16 protein-coding genes are annotated in these 13,781 nt (G+C 65.8%); 9 read left to right on the top strand and 7 right to left on the bottom strand.

Going from position 1 to position 13,781, the window contains the following annotated elements; translation table 11 throughout:
• The first annotated feature begins 4 nt into the window (after nucleotides 1-4).
• The 7 genes from ACQPYR_RS23880 to ACQPYR_RS23850 all read left to right on the top strand — a co-directional run bounded on the left by ACQPYR_RS23880 (nucleotide 5) and on the right by ACQPYR_RS23850 (nucleotide 5,705).
• Nucleotides 5-859 (top strand): mycofactocin-coupled SDR family oxidoreductase, encoded by an 855-nt coding sequence (locus ACQPYR_RS23880; protein ID WP_433621183.1) that lies wholly within the window; start codon nucleotides 5-7, stop codon nucleotides 857-859.
• A complete protein-coding gene (locus ACQPYR_RS23875; RefSeq protein WP_329408928.1) occupies nucleotides 856-1,044 on the top strand; it encodes a rubredoxin in 189 nt (62 codons plus the stop codon). Before ACQPYR_RS23880 ends, ACQPYR_RS23875 begins: the two co-directional genes overlap by 4 nt.
• Nucleotides 1,041-2,378, top strand: coding sequence for an NAD(P)/FAD-dependent oxidoreductase (locus ACQPYR_RS23870; RefSeq protein WP_433621182.1), 1,338 nt, complete (start codon nucleotides 1,041-1,043; stop codon nucleotides 2,376-2,378). The genes ACQPYR_RS23875 and ACQPYR_RS23870 overlap by 4 nt, the downstream gene beginning before the upstream one ends.
• A 114-nt stretch (nucleotides 2,379-2,492) precedes the next feature.
• A complete protein-coding gene (locus tag ACQPYR_RS23865; RefSeq protein ID WP_433621181.1) occupies nucleotides 2,493-3,671 on the top strand; it encodes a thiolase family protein in 1,179 nt (392 codons plus the stop codon).
• Between the two features lie 107 nt (nucleotides 3,672-3,778).
• Nucleotides 3,779-4,540, top strand: coding sequence for a crotonase/enoyl-CoA hydratase family protein (locus tag ACQPYR_RS23860; RefSeq protein WP_433621180.1), 762 nt, complete (start codon nucleotides 3,779-3,781; stop codon nucleotides 4,538-4,540).
• Nucleotides 4,541-4,594: 54 nt separating this feature from the next.
• Nucleotides 4,595-5,365: an SDR family NAD(P)-dependent oxidoreductase gene (locus ACQPYR_RS23855; protein ID WP_433621179.1), complete on the top strand. Its 771-nt coding sequence runs from the start codon at nucleotides 4,595-4,597 to the stop codon at nucleotides 5,363-5,365.
• 10 nt (nucleotides 5,366-5,375) lie between these two features.
• The gene (locus tag ACQPYR_RS23850) at nucleotides 5,376-5,705 is read left to right on the top strand and encodes a hypothetical protein (protein ID WP_433621178.1); all 330 of its coding nucleotides are present in this window, start codon (nucleotides 5,376-5,378) and stop codon (nucleotides 5,703-5,705) included.
• 85 nt (nucleotides 5,706-5,790) lie between these two features.
• Here ACQPYR_RS23850 and ACQPYR_RS23845 read toward each other — a convergent pair whose 3' ends face one another.
• On the bottom strand, nucleotides 5,791-6,432 hold the full coding sequence (locus ACQPYR_RS23845; RefSeq protein WP_433621177.1) for a helix-turn-helix domain-containing protein: 642 nt from the start codon (nucleotides 6,430-6,432) through the stop codon (nucleotides 5,791-5,793).
• A gap of 9 nt (nucleotides 6,433-6,441) precedes the next feature.
• Nucleotides 6,442-7,482 (bottom strand): TIGR03617 family F420-dependent LLM class oxidoreductase, encoded by a 1,041-nt coding sequence (locus tag ACQPYR_RS23840; RefSeq protein ID WP_433621176.1) that lies wholly within the window; start codon nucleotides 7,480-7,482, stop codon nucleotides 6,442-6,444.
• Between the two features lie 156 nt (nucleotides 7,483-7,638).
• Between ACQPYR_RS23840 and ACQPYR_RS23835 the strand changes: the two genes are divergently transcribed.
• Nucleotides 7,639-8,382, top strand: a complete 744-nt coding sequence (locus tag ACQPYR_RS23835) for an enoyl-CoA hydratase-related protein (RefSeq protein WP_433621175.1) — start codon at nucleotides 7,639-7,641, stop codon at nucleotides 8,380-8,382.
• A gap of 100 nt (nucleotides 8,383-8,482) precedes the next feature.
• On the top strand, nucleotides 8,483-9,226 hold the full coding sequence (locus tag ACQPYR_RS23830) for an SDR family NAD(P)-dependent oxidoreductase (RefSeq protein WP_433621173.1): 744 nt from the start codon (nucleotides 8,483-8,485) through the stop codon (nucleotides 9,224-9,226).
• Nucleotides 9,227-9,272: 46 nt separating this feature from the next.
• Here the strand turns inward: ACQPYR_RS23830 and ACQPYR_RS23825 are convergent, their stop codons facing one another.
• The 5 genes from ACQPYR_RS23825 to ACQPYR_RS23805 are packed head-to-tail and all read right to left on the bottom strand — an operon-like array spanning nucleotide 9,273 to nucleotide 13,742.
• Nucleotides 9,273-10,496, bottom strand: a complete 1,224-nt coding sequence (locus tag ACQPYR_RS23825) for an acyl-CoA dehydrogenase family protein (RefSeq protein ID WP_433621172.1) — start codon at nucleotides 10,494-10,496, stop codon at nucleotides 9,273-9,275.
• A complete protein-coding gene (locus tag ACQPYR_RS23820) occupies nucleotides 10,460-10,912 on the bottom strand; it encodes a MaoC family dehydratase (RefSeq protein WP_433635227.1) in 453 nt (150 codons plus the stop codon). Before ACQPYR_RS23820 ends, ACQPYR_RS23825 begins: the two co-directional genes overlap by 37 nt.
• Before the next feature lie 2 nt (nucleotides 10,913-10,914).
• On the bottom strand, nucleotides 10,915-12,126 hold the full coding sequence (locus ACQPYR_RS23815) for an acetyl-CoA C-acetyltransferase (protein WP_433621171.1): 1,212 nt from the start codon (nucleotides 12,124-12,126) through the stop codon (nucleotides 10,915-10,917).
• 45 nt (nucleotides 12,127-12,171) lie between these two features.
• The gene (gene fabG, locus ACQPYR_RS23810) at nucleotides 12,172-12,900 is read right to left on the bottom strand and encodes a 3-oxoacyl-ACP reductase FabG (protein WP_433621170.1); all 729 of its coding nucleotides are present in this window, start codon (nucleotides 12,898-12,900) and stop codon (nucleotides 12,172-12,174) included.
• 20 nt (nucleotides 12,901-12,920) lie between these two features.
• Entirely contained in the window at nucleotides 12,921-13,742 is an 822-nt protein-coding gene (locus ACQPYR_RS23805) for a mycofactocin-coupled SDR family oxidoreductase (protein WP_433621169.1), read from the bottom strand.
• Nucleotides 13,743-13,781 lie beyond the last annotated feature (39 nt).

Below are 13,781 nucleotides of genomic sequence, written 5' to 3'. Positions count from 1 at the left end.
ACCCGTGGGGAAATTGGACAACAAGGTCGCGGTGATATCGGGTGCCGCACGCGGGCAGGGGCGTTCGCATGCGGTCAATCTGGCCGCCGAGGGCGCGAGCATCATCGCGTTGGATATCTGCGCCGACCTCGAGGGGAATACCTACCCGCTGGCCCGTCCGGAGGATCTGGAGGAGACGGCCCGGCTGGTCGAAAAGGAAGGCGTCCGTGTCCATCCCGTAATCGTGGACGTGCGCGAACGCAGCGCGGTCTGGGGTGCGATCGCGGCGGGTGTCGAGGCGCTCGGCCGACTCGACATCGTGGTGGCGAATGCCGGGATCTCCGCGATGGGCAAGGGCCAGACCATGCAGTCGTGGTCGGACACCGTCGATACCGATCTGGTGGGGGTGTTCAATGTTATCCAGGCCAGCATTCCGTACCTCGGCACCGGAGCGTCCATCATCGCGACCGGATCGCTGGCGGCCCAGCTGGGCAGCTCCACCAAGCAGGGGCCCGGAGGCTCGGCGTACAGCTTCGCGAAACAAGTTGTCGCACAGTATGTCAACGACCTGTCGATCCAGTTGGCGAAGCAGTCGATCCGGGTCAATGCGGTGCATCCGACCAATGTGAATACCGACATGCTGCACAACGAGGGCATGTACAAGGTCTTCCGGCCCGATAAGGAGGCGCCGACCCGCGAGGACGCCGAGGCGGCGTTCCCTGCGATGCAGGCGATGCCGATCCCGTACATCGAACCGCAGGACGTCTCCAATCTCGTTGTCTTCCTGGCCGGTGACGACGCGCGCTACATCACCGGCAGCCAATTGCGGGTGGATGCGGGCGGTTTCGTCAAAGCCGTGCCGTGGAGCAAAGGCCGATGAACGAGACCGCGACCACCTACCGGCTGTTCCGCTGCGTCATCTGCGGATTCGAATACGACGAGGAACTGGGCTGGCCCGATGACGGCATCGCGCCCGGTACCCGGTGGGACGAGATTCCGGACGACTGGACGTGTCCAGATTGCGGCGCCGAGAAGTCCGACTTCGAAATGGTCGAGGTGCCATGAGTGAAGCATCGCGTAGCGATTCGAGCAGGGGTGGTGGTCGGGCGACGGGCGGGCACGTCCCGCGTCGGGGGCGGGTCGTCATCGTCGGAACCGGGATCGCCGGAGCCACCGCCGCGGAGACACTGCGCAAGCAGGGGTTCGCAGGATCCATCGTCCTGGTCGGCGACGACCCTTCGCCACCCTATCGGCGACCGATGGTGTCGAAGGACGTGCTGTCCGGCTCGGCCGGTGGGCACAAGGCATTGCTGAAGCCGCCCGCGTTCTGGTCCGAGATGACCATCGAGCTGCGCACCGGGATACAGGTGCACGAGGTCGACATCGCTGCGGCGACAATCGAATTCGAAGACGGCGCCGCCCTGTCCTACGACGCGCTGATCCTCGCGACCGGCGGGCGGCCGCGGCGGCTCGACCCGCTGCGCGCCGACGGGCACACACTGCGGCACCTGCACGATGTCGGACCGCTTCGGGCCGAGCTCGAACGCGTCGGTTCGACCGGCGCGATACCGGCTGTGCTGGTGGTCGGTGGCGGACTCGTCGGCATGGAAGTCGCCGCATCGGCGCGCGCCACGGGCGCCGAGGTCACGGTTGTCGAAATGGGTGATCGGGTGCTCGAACGCATACTGCCCGAGCCGATTTCGGCGATGTACGAGCGGACGCATCGCGCCGCGGGGGTGGCGGTGCACACCGAGGTGCTGCTGGCCGAGGTGAGCGAGGTGGGCGGCCGTAAACGGGTTGTCGCCGCCGACGGGCGCGAGTGGATCGCCGATGTGGTGGTCGTCGCGGTCGGTATGACCCCCAATGACGAGCTGGCGGCGGCGGCGCGATTGGCGGTCGCGGACGGGATCGTCGTCGACGAGTTCTGCGCCACTTCGGCATCCGGCGTGTATGCCGCGGGTGATGTCGCGCGCTTTCCGAACCGGATTCTCGGTGGCACCGAGCGGGTGGAGCACTGGAATCACGCGCAGGCGCACGGTGCGGCGGCCGCCAGGAGCATTCTCGGCATGCCCGAGCCGTATGAGGAGGTGCCGTGGTGCTGGACCTCGCAATTCGGCCGGACCCTGCAGATCGCCGGCTGGCCGGGCCGTGGGAACGAACTGATCGTGCACGGCGATGTCCACGACGGTGCGTTCCTGGCGTTGTCCCTGGCCGATGATCGCCTCGTGGGGGCCATCGGTGTCGGGCGGCCGCGCGATGTGCGTGCGGCTTGCTCGCTGATCAAGGACGGACCGTTCCTGCCGCGGGAGCTGCTCGGCGGAGACGGTGTCGATCTCGTCGAGACGGCCGCCGCGCCAGATCGATTCGGTGCACCACCGGTGGCCGCGCCGCGCGAGTGACCAAGCGCGACCCACGATGGTGGCCTGTACTGTATTAGTAACTGTAAGGTGTAAAAATACATTCGAGGACGCTGCGCCCGAGGGTGCGGCTCGATAACTCAGAGGTTGAGAGATATGGCCAAACCTGTCATCGTCAGTGCCGTCAGGACTGCGATCGGACGATCATTCAAAGGGGCGCTGACGAATGTGCCCTCCGAAACCTTGGCGACCACGATCCTGCCGGAGGCGGTTCGCCGGGCCGGTATCGATCCGGCCGCCGTCGACGACGTCATTCTCGCCGAATTGAATTACGGCGGCGGCGATCTGGCGCGGCATGCCGCCGTGGCCAGCGGCATGCTGACCGTGCCGGGCCAGGCGGTCAATCGGCATTGCACGGGCAGCCTCACCGCGATCGGGAACGGGGCCGCGCACATCGTCTCGGGAATGGAACGGGTGATCGTCGCCGGCGGCGTGCAGTCCCTGTCGACCGCGCCGCTGATGAAATGGCGGGTGCCGGGCCGGGCCGAGCTCGAGTTCATCGAGCCGTGGATGCCGCCCTCGCACCCGGAAACCCCGGACGCGCCCACCCTGGACATGGCGATCACCGTGGGCTGGAACACGGCGAAGAAGGCGGGCATCAGTCGCGCGGAGATGGACGCGTGGGCGCTGCGGTCGCATCAGCGCGCGGTCGCCGCGATCGACGCCGGGAAGTTCGTCGACGAGATCGTGCCGATGAAGATCCAGCAGCTCGACGGTTCGGTGATCGACTTCGCAGTCGATGAATTCCCGCGCCGCGATACCACTTTGGAGCGGCTGGCGGCCTTGCCCGTGCTGCATCCGGAGATCGAGGGCTTCTCGATCACGGCGGGCAACAGCAGCGGGATCAACGATGCCGCGGCGGCGGTGACGCTGGTCGGCGACGACTATGCCGCGGCCGAGGGGCTCGAGGTGCTCGGCACGGTGCGGGCCTGGGCCAATGCCGCCGTCACTCCAGCCGATAACGGACTTGCCGCGGGCAAGGTGATCGGCAAGATCCTGGACCGCGCGGGTCTGAAGCCTGCCGATGTGGCGCTGTGGGAGATCAACGAGGCCTTCGCGTCGGTGCCGATCGCGGCGTGCCGCGAGCACGGACTCGACGAAGAACTGGTGAACTTCTCCGGCAGCGGATGCAGTCTGGGACATCCGATTTCGGCTTCCGGGGCCCGGATGGTGACCACGTTGCTCTATGAACTGCGCCGACGCGGCGGCGGTATCGGCGTTGCGGCGATGTGCGCGGGCGGCGGCCAGGGTGGCGCGCTCATCGTGGAGGTCTGACCGTTATCGGCCGGACGTCGGTTCGCACAGGCGTCCGGCCGCGTTTCTCATACTGAAAGACTTATAGTAAGCTTTTCCAAAGCTGACGATACGAGTGGAGGCTATCGGTGTCGGATGAAGTTCTGCGGGAACGCCGCGAGCGCACACTGGTGATCACGATCAACCGGCCGGATGCGCGCAATGCGATCAATACCGCGGTCAGCCAGGGGCTGGCCGACGCGGTCGACGAGCTCGACGAGAGCCCCGAACTGTCGGTCGCCGTGGTGACCGGTGCCGGTGGGAATTTCTGTGCGGGAATGGATTTGAAGGCGTTCTCGGCCGGTGAGGTCGTGATCGTGCCGGGGCGTGGCCTTGGTTTCACGGAAAAGCCGCCGGTCAAGCCGATCATCGCCGCGGTCGAGGGATACGCGCTGGCGGGCGGCACCGAGGTGGTGCTGGCGACCGATCTGATCGTCGCCTCGAAGACCGCGAAATTCGGCATTCCGGAGGTCAAGCGCGGCTTGGTCGCCGCGGGCGGTGGGCTGCTGCGGCTGCAGCGCCGCATCCCCTATCAGAAGGCTGTCGAACTGGCGCTGACCGGTGACAATTTCACGGCCGAGGAGGCCGCGGCCTACGGCCTGGTGAATGTGCTCACCGAGCCGGGTGCGGCGCTCGGGGAAGCGCTGGCCCTGGCCGAGCGGATCAGCGCGAACGGGCCGCTCGCTGTCGCGAAGACCAAAGAGGTCATTGTCAAATCCGGCGATTGGACCTCCGAGGAGATGTGGCAGAAGCAGCTGGAACTGGTCATTCCGGTGTTCCAGTCGAAGGATGCGCAGGAGGGCGCGCTGGCCTTCGCCGAAAAGCGTGCACCCAAATGGACTGGTGCGTAAGAGCGTTCGGCTCGAGTGCCAAATCGCAATCGACCCATGAAGTAAGGAGACGCTGTGTCGTTCGAAGGTGAAGTTGTACTGGTGACCGGCGGTGCCGGCGGGTTGGGCGATGCCACGGTGCGCCGGTTGCACGGTGCGGGCGCCGCCGTCGTCATCGCCGATGTCAATGACGAGAAGGCGACGGCGCTGGCCGACGAGCTCGGCAACAAGGTCGCCTACGTGCGTACCGACGTGCTCGACGATGCGACCATCGAGGCCGCGCTCGCGAAGGCGGACGAGCTGGGTGTGCTGCGGTACGCGGTCATCGCCCACGGTGGTTTCGGAGTGTTGGAGCGCGTCATCAATCGGGACGGCAGCCCGGCCACGCTGAAGGGCTTCACCGACACCATCTCGCTGTACCTCACCGGCACCTACAACGTGCTGCGCCTGGCCGCCGCGCGGATCGCGAAGCTGGACCCCAAGCCGAACGGGGAGCGCGGCGCGATCGTGATGACGAGCTCGATCGCCGGATACGAGGGGCAGATCGGTCAGTCCGCCTACTCGGCGGCCAAGGGCGGGGTGATCTCGCTGACCTTATCGGGCGCAAGGGATCTCAGCTCGGTGGGCATCCGGTTGAACAGCATCGCACCGGGCACCATCCACACGCCGCTGATGGACTTCCTCGGCGAGGAGCGGCTGGCGAAATTCGCCGCGTCGGTCCCCTTCCCGAAGCGGCTCGGAGCACCGGACGAGTACGCCTCGCTCGCCCAGCACCTGCTGGAAAACCCGTACATCAACGGCGAGGTCGTGCGGATCGATGGTGCGCAACGATTCCAGCCGAGGTGAGTTGGGTCTGATGGGTGGGGCAGAGCGGGGAGCCCGGCCCGGTGCCCCGCGCAGCCCCGAGGCGCGGCTGCGTTGGTGGCACCTCGATCCCTCGCCGCCGGTGAATGGGCGCTCGCCTGGCGCCGTCGACGAGCCGATCACCAGCACGGTCCGCGAGGTCTTGAACTACTTCGCGAAATGCCCGCGGTGCGGGTATGCGGCGCAGGCATCGAGCACGACCCGGACCTTCGTCGGCGGTCGCGTCGAGACGACGATCTACCCGACCTGTGGTCTGCCCTGCGGCTGGCACGGTACGCCCCGGGTCCTTACCGACCCGGTTCCGCACGAGCCGCTCCATTGACCGCTTCGGCAAGTATCAGGCGTCTACATATCGCGGTCGCCGTCCCGCAATTCGGGACGGCGACCGCGCTGTATTTTTCGGGGGCTTACCGCACCGCTTTGTCGGTGTCGCGCCGCTTCGGTGACCGTGCATCCGGAGTGGTCTCGTGGGATTTCGCATTGTCCGCCTGCGATTCGGCTCGGACACCCGCCAGAAGCCAGCGAATCGACATCACGAAGTTCTTCTCGGTTTTATCCACCCGCTCCACGGATTTCTCGGAAAGCTTCGGTTCGCGCATGCCGCGCACCTCCACGATTGTGTGATTTATCGTGAGATTGACCAATGCGCGGCAGCATTCCACAGCAAGGCGCAGTGGAAACCCCTCTCGGCGAGTGGCATCCACCAATTCGTGGACATAGTCCATGACCGCGTTGCGATCATCGATCGTCATCAACTCGGTGAGGAACGGGTGTGCCCGTAATGCGTCGTGCAGGGCCAGACACCACTGCACCGCCGTCGATTCCCAATCCCCGTACTCGTGAAAGTCCAGTCGCAGCAGCGAGAAATGCCGGGCCACCAGGGCGCGGATGAGTTGTTCCCGATTGCCGACCTGCTGATACAGCGTGCGGGTCGAGATACGGAGTTCGGTGGCCAGCCGCCGCGTGCTCAGCGCATCGGTACCCTCGGCGTCCAGCAATGCCAGCGCATGATCGTAGATCACCTCGACGGGTATGAGCGGCTTGGCCATCGTTGCATTCTACGTGTGCTTGTCTGCCACGTTATTTCCCTCGATGGACTGCAGGGCTCTGACCAGATCGGCGAGATCGGCGCTATCGGGGGCATAGCCGGGGAAATAGCAGCAGACATCGGACGCGTACTCGCCGTAGCGATCTCGAACCTGGGCCGCGCATTCCTCCGGGGTGCCGACGATCCCGTAGGCACGCACCATCGGCTCGGTGATCAAAGCCCGCATCTCGGCGTACTTACCCTGTTTCGACAGTTCGTTGAGTTCGGGCTGCAATTGCTCCCACCCGTGCACCTCCAGGACGGCGCGGTACGGTGGGGTCGACCCGTAGAAGGCGATGAGCGAGGCCACCCGATCGACTGCCGTCGCGAGTTGGGTCTCGGTGCGCCCGACCGCCACCATGACCTGGGCGATGACCTGGAACTGGTCGAGCTCCCGCTGCGACTTCCGCAGACCCGCGGTGATGGCGGGCACAGTGCGCTCGGCGAAGTGCCGGGTGCTGTTGAACGGCATGACGAGCAGGCCGTCGGCCACTTCGGCGGCCTTGCGGGTCATGACCGGCCCCAGCGCGCCCATGAGCACCGGTGGCGGTCCGAACGGGTTGGGTCCCGGATCGAAGTTGGGCGGCATCAGCGTATGCGTGTAGTACTCGCCGCGAAAGTCCAACGGCGCCTTGCGCTCCCATGCCGCGAAGATCGCCTTGACCGCCGCGACGGATTCCGCCATACGATTCGCCGGTTTACCCCACTGGCTGCCGTAGCGCTTTTCGATGTGCACGCGGACCTGTGAACCCAGGCCGAGCCGAAATCGGCCGCCGCTGTACACCTGGAGGTCATAGGCGGCGTGGGCCAGGTGCAGCGGACTGCGCGGTCCGGCGATCGCCACATTGGTCATCAGTTCCAGGTCGGTTTCATCCGCGGCCAGTACCAGTGGGAAGAAGACATCGTGCTGTCCCTCGAAGGAAAAGATGCCATCGGCACCGAGCGCGGCGATCGCACGGGCGCTGTCGCGGACTTCGGTGGGTGACCCGTCCACCTGCAAATGTACTTTCACCGGAATTCGTCCTCTCGATCGTTTCGACCACGGCGGCCGCGCCAGGGCAGGTCGAGCTCTTGTGGCCTTGCCGCAAAGTCTGATAAGAAATCACTGTAGTTTTATCCTAAGGCAGCGCCTTCCGGCAACCGTCGACAAATGTGATGAGACGAGAGCGTGAGCGAATATCTTCATTCCGAGCAACGAGGCGCGGTGCGCGTCCTGACCATCGATCGGCCCGATTCGAAAAATGCGTTGCACGGCCCCTTGCGAAATGCCCTGTGCGAGGCCATAGCCGACGCCGACCGGGACGACGCCGTGCGCGCCGTGGTGCTGACCGCCGTCGACCCGGTATTCAGTGCCGGGGTCGATTACAAACAACTCGACGCGGCGGCCAGCTCGCCCGAGATCAATCCGGCTGCCGCGGCGCGCGCCGCGCGCAAACCGGTGATCTGTGCGGTGAACGGTGCGTGCGTCTCCGGTGCGCTGGAGATCGCACTCAGCTGTTCGTTCATCATCGCCTCGGAGCTGGCCCGCTTCGCCGACACACATGCCTTGCTCGGTGTGGTGCCGACATGGGGACTCACGGCCTTACTGCCGCGCGCGATCGGCGTCCGCGCGGCCCGAGAGATGTCGATTTCCGGTGCCTTCGTCGACGCCGACACCGCACTGCGGATCGGCCTGGTGAATCACGTTGTGCCGCATGAGGATTTATTGCCGTTTACCCTCGAGCTGGCCGAGCGCATACCGGCGACCGTGGCGGTGGGGGAGATGCTCGAACTCTATGCCCACGGCGCGGAGCTGTCGCTCGCCTGTGCGCTGGCCGCCGAGGCCGTCCACAGCACGGGGCGTACCTACGACCTCGAAGCGTTCACCGCTGCCGGCAGCGCGACTGCCGCCCGGCAGCGCGGATACGCGTAACCCATTCCGAGAGGAGAAAGTCATGGCAGGTCGTTTCGAGGGCAGGCGTGCGGTCGTCACCGGCGCCAGCCGGGGTATCGGCGCAGGTACCGCGTAGCGATTGGCGGCGGAGGGCGCCCATGTCGCGCTGGTGGCCCGCACGCTCGACAAGCACCCGACCATGCCGGGCAGCCTGCGGCAGACCGAGGCCACCCTGCGGGCGTATGGACACCGGGTCGGCTCGATCGTCGCGGACCTGGCCGACCCGGACGCTCGATCCACGGTGATATCGCAAGCCGTCGAAATCCTCGGCGGACCGGTCGACATTCTGGTCAACAATGCCGTCTCACCCGCCGCCGTCCCATTGACCAAGGTCTCGGCGCGCCAGCAGCGCACCGCCTATGAATGCAATGTCATTGCCCCACTGGAACTTACCCAGCAGGTCGTGCCCGGAATGCGCGCGGCGGGTGCCGGCTGGATCGTGAATATGACCAGCTTCGGCGCCAACCTGCATTACGGGCCGCCGTTCTATCTCGGCCCGCAGGGATCGACGATGGAGCTCTACGGCACGACGAAGGCGGCGCTGAACCGGCTGACCAGCGGCCTGGCCGGAGATCTGCACGGCACCGGGATCCGGGTCAATGCGGTCGGGCCGCGAATCGCGGTCATGAGCGAGGGAATGGCCGATCTGATGGGTGATCAGCTGGCACCCGAAGTGTTCGAGGCGGTGGAGGAAACGGTCGAGGCGGTAGTCGCGCTGTGTGACTGTGCCGAGGACACCACCGGGCAGGTGACCGTCAGTCTGGATCTGATCGCCGACTGGGGTCTGACCGTGCACAACCTCGACGGTCTGGCGCGCGTCTGACAGCTGCCCGACCGGCCCTGCTCCGGCGGGGCCGGTCGGGCGAAAATCAGAGGCGGTATTCGCGCAGAACGCCCTTGCTGATGATCCGTTTCTGGATCTCGCTGGTTCCTTCGCCGATCAGCATGAACGGCGCCTCGCGCATCAGTCGCTCGATCTCGTACTCGATGGAATAGCCGTAGCCGCCATGGATTCGGAAACTGGCCTGGGTGACTTCGTTGCAGAATTCGCTGGCCAGGTATTTGGCCATGCCCGCGGCCACGTCATTGCGTTCACCCGAATCCTTGAGCCGCGCGGCATTGACCATCATCAGATGTGCCGCTTCGACCTTGGTCGCCATCTCCGCCAGGGTGAAGCCGATGGCCTGGTGTTCGACGATGGGTTTGCCGAAGGCCGATCGCTGCTGGGCGTAGCGAGCGCCGAGTTCGAATGCGCGGATGGCGATTCCACAGGCGCGCGCGGCGACATTGACGCGGCCGACTTCGATGCCGTCCATCATCTGTTTGAAGCCTTCGCCCGGAATGCCGCCGAGCACGGTGCCCGCGGCTGCCACGTAATTGTCGAACAGCAGCTCGGTGGTATCGATGCCCTTGTAGCCCATTTTGTGGATCTTGCCGGGAATGCTCAGGCCGGGCGCCACCGTGCCATATCCGGCGGGCTTTTCGATCAGGAAGGTTGTGAGGTTGTCGTGCGGTCGTTCGCGCCCTTCGTCGGTGCGGACCAGGACCGCGACGACGGTGGCCGTCGAGCCGTTGGTCAGCCACATCTTCCGGCCGTCGATGACGTAGTTTCCCGCGTCGTCACGGACCGCTTTGGTGCGAATGGCGGCCACATCCGAGCCGAGTTCGGGCTCCGACATCGAAAACGCGCCACGGATCTCGCCGGTGGCCATCCGGGGCAGGAAGTGTCGCTTCTGCTCCGCGGTGCCGTGGTGCTGAAGCAGATACGCCACGATGAAGTGGGTGTTGATCACTCCGGAAATGCTCATCCAACCCCGCGCCAGTTCTTCGACGCAGAGCGCGTAGGTGAGCAGGGATTCACCGAGTCCACCGTATTCCTCGGGAATCATGAGCCCGAACAGCCCCATCTCCGCCATGCGGTCGACGATGGCCTGCGGGTAGGTATCGGCGTGTTCGAGTTCCTGGGCGCTGGGAATGATCTCCTTGTCCACGAATGCGCGGACCGTATTCAGGATTTCGGTCTGGACCTCGGAAAGCCCGTGTGTTCGTGCGAGTTTCACAACACCACCACCGTCAGTGTTTCCGCGACGCATGCGGGTTTGGGCTGTCCTTCGTTCTCGATGGTCCAGCGGACGGTGAGCTGTGCCCGCGACTGTTCGACGCGCAGGTCCGCGATGGTCGCGGTGGCACGGATGCGGGTGCCCCAGCGGACCGCCGACGGGAAGCGAACGCTGTTGCTGCCGTAGTTGATTCGGGCCGCGCCGAAGTCGAGGGCGTAGACGTCGCGGCCGAGCAGCGGGATCAGCGAGAGCGTGAGGTAGCCGTGGGCGATGGTCGCGCCGTAGGGGCCGTTCGCGGCGCGCTGCGGGTCCACGTGGATCCACTGGTCGTCGCCGGTGGCTTCGGCGAAGGCGTCGATCCGCGTCTGGTCGATCGTCAGCCACGGGCCCGGTCCGATGGATTCGCCGACCGCGGCACCCAGCTCGTCCAGCGATGTGAATATGCGCATGGTCATGCCACCCTCTCGAAGACGGCGGCCAGGCCCTGTCCGCCACCGATACACATGGTTTCCAGACCGTAACGCAGTTCGCGCCGGTGCATTTCGCGCGCGAGCGTCGCGAGCATTCGTCCGCCGGTGGCGCCGACCGGGTGGCCGAGCGAGATGCCGGAGCCGTGCACGTTCGTGCGTTCGAGATCCTGCTCGCCGAACTTCCACTCGCGCAGTACGGCCAGGGCTTGGGCGGCGAACGCCTCGTTGAGCTCGATCAGGTCGATATCGGGGAGGGTGAGCCCGGCTCGGCTCAGGGCCGCCTCGGTCGCGGGCACCGGGCCGATGCCCATGATGTCGGGTCGCACTCCCGCCACCGCCCAGGACTTGAGGGTGACCAGTGGGGTGAGCCCGAGTTGTTCGGCTGTGTCGTGGGTGGTGACCAGGCACATCGCGGCAGCGTCGTTCTGGCCGCTGGAATTGCCCGCCGTGACCGTGGCATCCGGATCGAGCCGCGCGCGAATGGGTTTCAACTTGGCGAGCGCCTCGAGGGTGGTATCGGCGCGGGGGTGTTCATCGATCTCGATCCGGTTCTCCGCACCTCGTGCCGACACGGTGACCGGGATGATCTGCTCTGCGCTCGCGCCGCTCTGCTGCGCCGCGACCGCACGCTGGTGCGACAGCACGGCGAGTCGATCCTGCTCCGCGCGGGTGATGTCGTAGATCCTGCGCAGATTCTCCGCGGTCTCCAACATGCCGCCGGGGACCGGATGATGTTGTCCGCCCGCCGTTTCGCGGCCCCGGACGAGACCGTCGTGCACCCGCACACCCCCGCGGGCACCGCCCCACCGCATATCGAGCGAATAGAACGCGGCATTGCTCATACTCTCGGCGCCACCCGCGACGACCACCTCGTTGGCGCCGCTCTGCACCTGCAGCACAGCTTGGATGACGGCCTGCAAACCAGAACCGCACCGCCGATCGACTTGCATCCCGCCGACCGTGACCGGCAACCCGGCATCCAGGGCGACCACGCGGCCGATCGCTGGGGCCTCGCTGTTCGGATAGCAGTGGCCGAGCACGACGTCCTCGATGATTTCGGGATCGATTCCGGTACGCCGCAACAGACCTTGCAGGGCGGCAACGCCGAGCTCGACCGCGGTGCGCGACCGGAATGATCCTCCGTAGCGTCCGATGGGGGTGCGGACGGGTTCGCAGATCACAACTTCACGCATGGAATTCGTCTCCAGGAGCAGGGAAATCGACTTGATCCGGCGCGATCACATGAACCGTCCACCGGTCACTTCCAGGGTGGTGCCCGTCATGTAGGAGGACAGGTCCGAGGCCAGGAACAGCGCGACGTTCGCGACCTCGGTCGGCTCACCGGCGCGCGACATCGGAATCTCGGACATCTTCTGCGCCCACACGTGTTCGGGCATCGCCAACGTCATCGGCGAACGAATCAACCCGGGTTGGATCGCGTTGACCCGCACACCATGAGCGGCCGTCTCCTTGGCCGCGGCCTTCGTCAATCCGATGATGCCCGCCTTCGCAGCGGAGTAGTTGGTCTGACCGGCCATCCCGACCTTGCCCGACAGCGAGGATATGTTCACGATGCTGCCGTGTCGTGCTTCGCGCATGATCGCCGCGGCCATCCTGGTGCCGTGCCAGGTGCCTTTGAGATGCACCGCGATCACCTCGTCGAAGTCCTCCTCGGACATCTTGCGCATGGAGGCGTCACGGGTGATGCCCGCGTTGTTCACCATGATGTCGAGCGCACCGAATTCGGTGAGCGCCGTATCGAGCAGGGCCGCGATATCGGTTGCGCGCGTGACGTCGCAGCGCACCGCACGCGCGACCTCACCGCCCAGAATGCGTTGCGTGTCACCGGGATTCAGATCACCCACCACGACACGCGCCCCGTGCAGCATGAATATCTCGGCGATGGCGAGTCCGATGCCCTGAGCGCCGCCGGTGACAACGGCGACGCGGCCTTCGAGTAGTGACATTGACGTCCTTATGGCTGGGCTCAGTATTGGGTGGATCCGAGGTCGACCGATATCTGGGCGGCCGTGATGAAGCGCGCTTCGTCGCTGGCGAGCCAGCACACGGCGTTGGATACGTCCTCCGGCTCGGCGACCCACGCCGGGAGGAACGGTGTGGTCATATGCGCCAGTTGCGGATTGGATTCGAACGCCCGGCCCAGCGCGGCGACCATGTCACCGCTGCCCATGGGCGTATTGACCGCACCCGGGTGCACGCTGTTCACGCGGATGTCGTGTTTTCCGAGTTCGGCCGCCAGTGACCGGGCCATCCCGGTGATGGCGTGCTTGCTGGCCGTGTAGTGCACCATGAAGGGCTGCATCTTCACACCCGCGGCGGAGCTGATCAAGATAATCGACCCGCCGCGCCCGCCGTCGATAATGTGTTGGGCGCCTGCGACAACGGTATTCCAGGTTCCGGTGATATTGACGTCGATGACGTCGCGGAAGGATTCGGGGGTAATCGCGTCCCAGGCTTCGGGGATGCAGATTCCGGCGTTGGCGACAATGGTGTCGAGGCGACCCAGGGCGTCGACGCCCTCGTTCACGGCCTTGCGCAGTCCGTCCAGGTCCCGGATGTCGACAGTGGAGGCGAGTATCCGGCGGCCGGTCGCTTCGACCATCCGCACCGTCTCGGCGAGATCGTCGGGGGTTGCCGAATCGTAGGGAACCGCAGGCGGGAGTGGACCCGCCACATCGACGGCGATGACGTCGGCGCCTTCGGTTGCCATGCGCACCGCGTGCGCGCGGCCCTGACCTCGCGCTGCTCCGGTTACGAACACCACCTTATCCGTGAGTCGGCTGGTCACTTGCTCTCCTTTGCCTGCGGCGTCGTATGCGGATGGATC

The sequence above is a fragment of the Nocardia sp. CA-120079 genome (genome assembly GCF_050955745.1).
GTDB lineage: Bacteria > Actinomycetota > Actinomycetes > Mycobacteriales > Mycobacteriaceae > Nocardia.
Note: the sequence above shows the minus strand (reverse complement) of the source record. Positions and strands in the feature narration are given on the sequence as shown.

What these genes read in the sequence shown, in the direction of transcription:
- ACQPYR_RS23820 (WP_433635227.1), bottom strand. Translation starts at nt 10,912, where the DNA reads ATGCGCATATTCACATCGCTGGACGAGCTGGGTGCCGCGGTCGGCGAA.
- ACQPYR_RS23865 (WP_433621181.1), top strand. Translation starts at nt 2,493, where the DNA reads ATGGCCAAACCTGTCATCGTCAGTGCCGTCAGGACTGCGATCGGACGA.
- fabG (WP_433621170.1), bottom strand. Translation starts at nt 12,900, where the DNA reads ATGTCACTACTCGAAGGCCGCGTCGCCGTTGTCACCGGCGGCGCTCAG.
- ACQPYR_RS23850 (WP_433621178.1), top strand. Translation starts at nt 5,376, where the DNA reads ATGGGTGGGGCAGAGCGGGGAGCCCGGCCCGGTGCCCCGCGCAGCCCC.
- ACQPYR_RS23845 (WP_433621177.1), bottom strand. Translation starts at nt 6,432, where the DNA reads ATGGCCAAGCCGCTCATACCCGTCGAGGTGATCTACGATCATGCGCTG.
- ACQPYR_RS23825 (WP_433621172.1), bottom strand. Translation starts at nt 10,496, where the DNA reads ATGCGTCGCGGAAACACTGACGGTGGTGGTGTTGTGAAACTCGCACGA.
- ACQPYR_RS23870 (WP_433621182.1), top strand. Translation starts at nt 1,041, where the DNA reads ATGAGTGAAGCATCGCGTAGCGATTCGAGCAGGGGTGGTGGTCGGGCG.
- ACQPYR_RS23815 (WP_433621171.1), bottom strand. Translation starts at nt 12,126, where the DNA reads ATGCGTGAAGTTGTGATCTGCGAACCCGTCCGCACCCCCATCGGACGC.
- ACQPYR_RS23875 (WP_329408928.1), top strand. Translation starts at nt 856, where the DNA reads ATGAACGAGACCGCGACCACCTACCGGCTGTTCCGCTGCGTCATCTGC.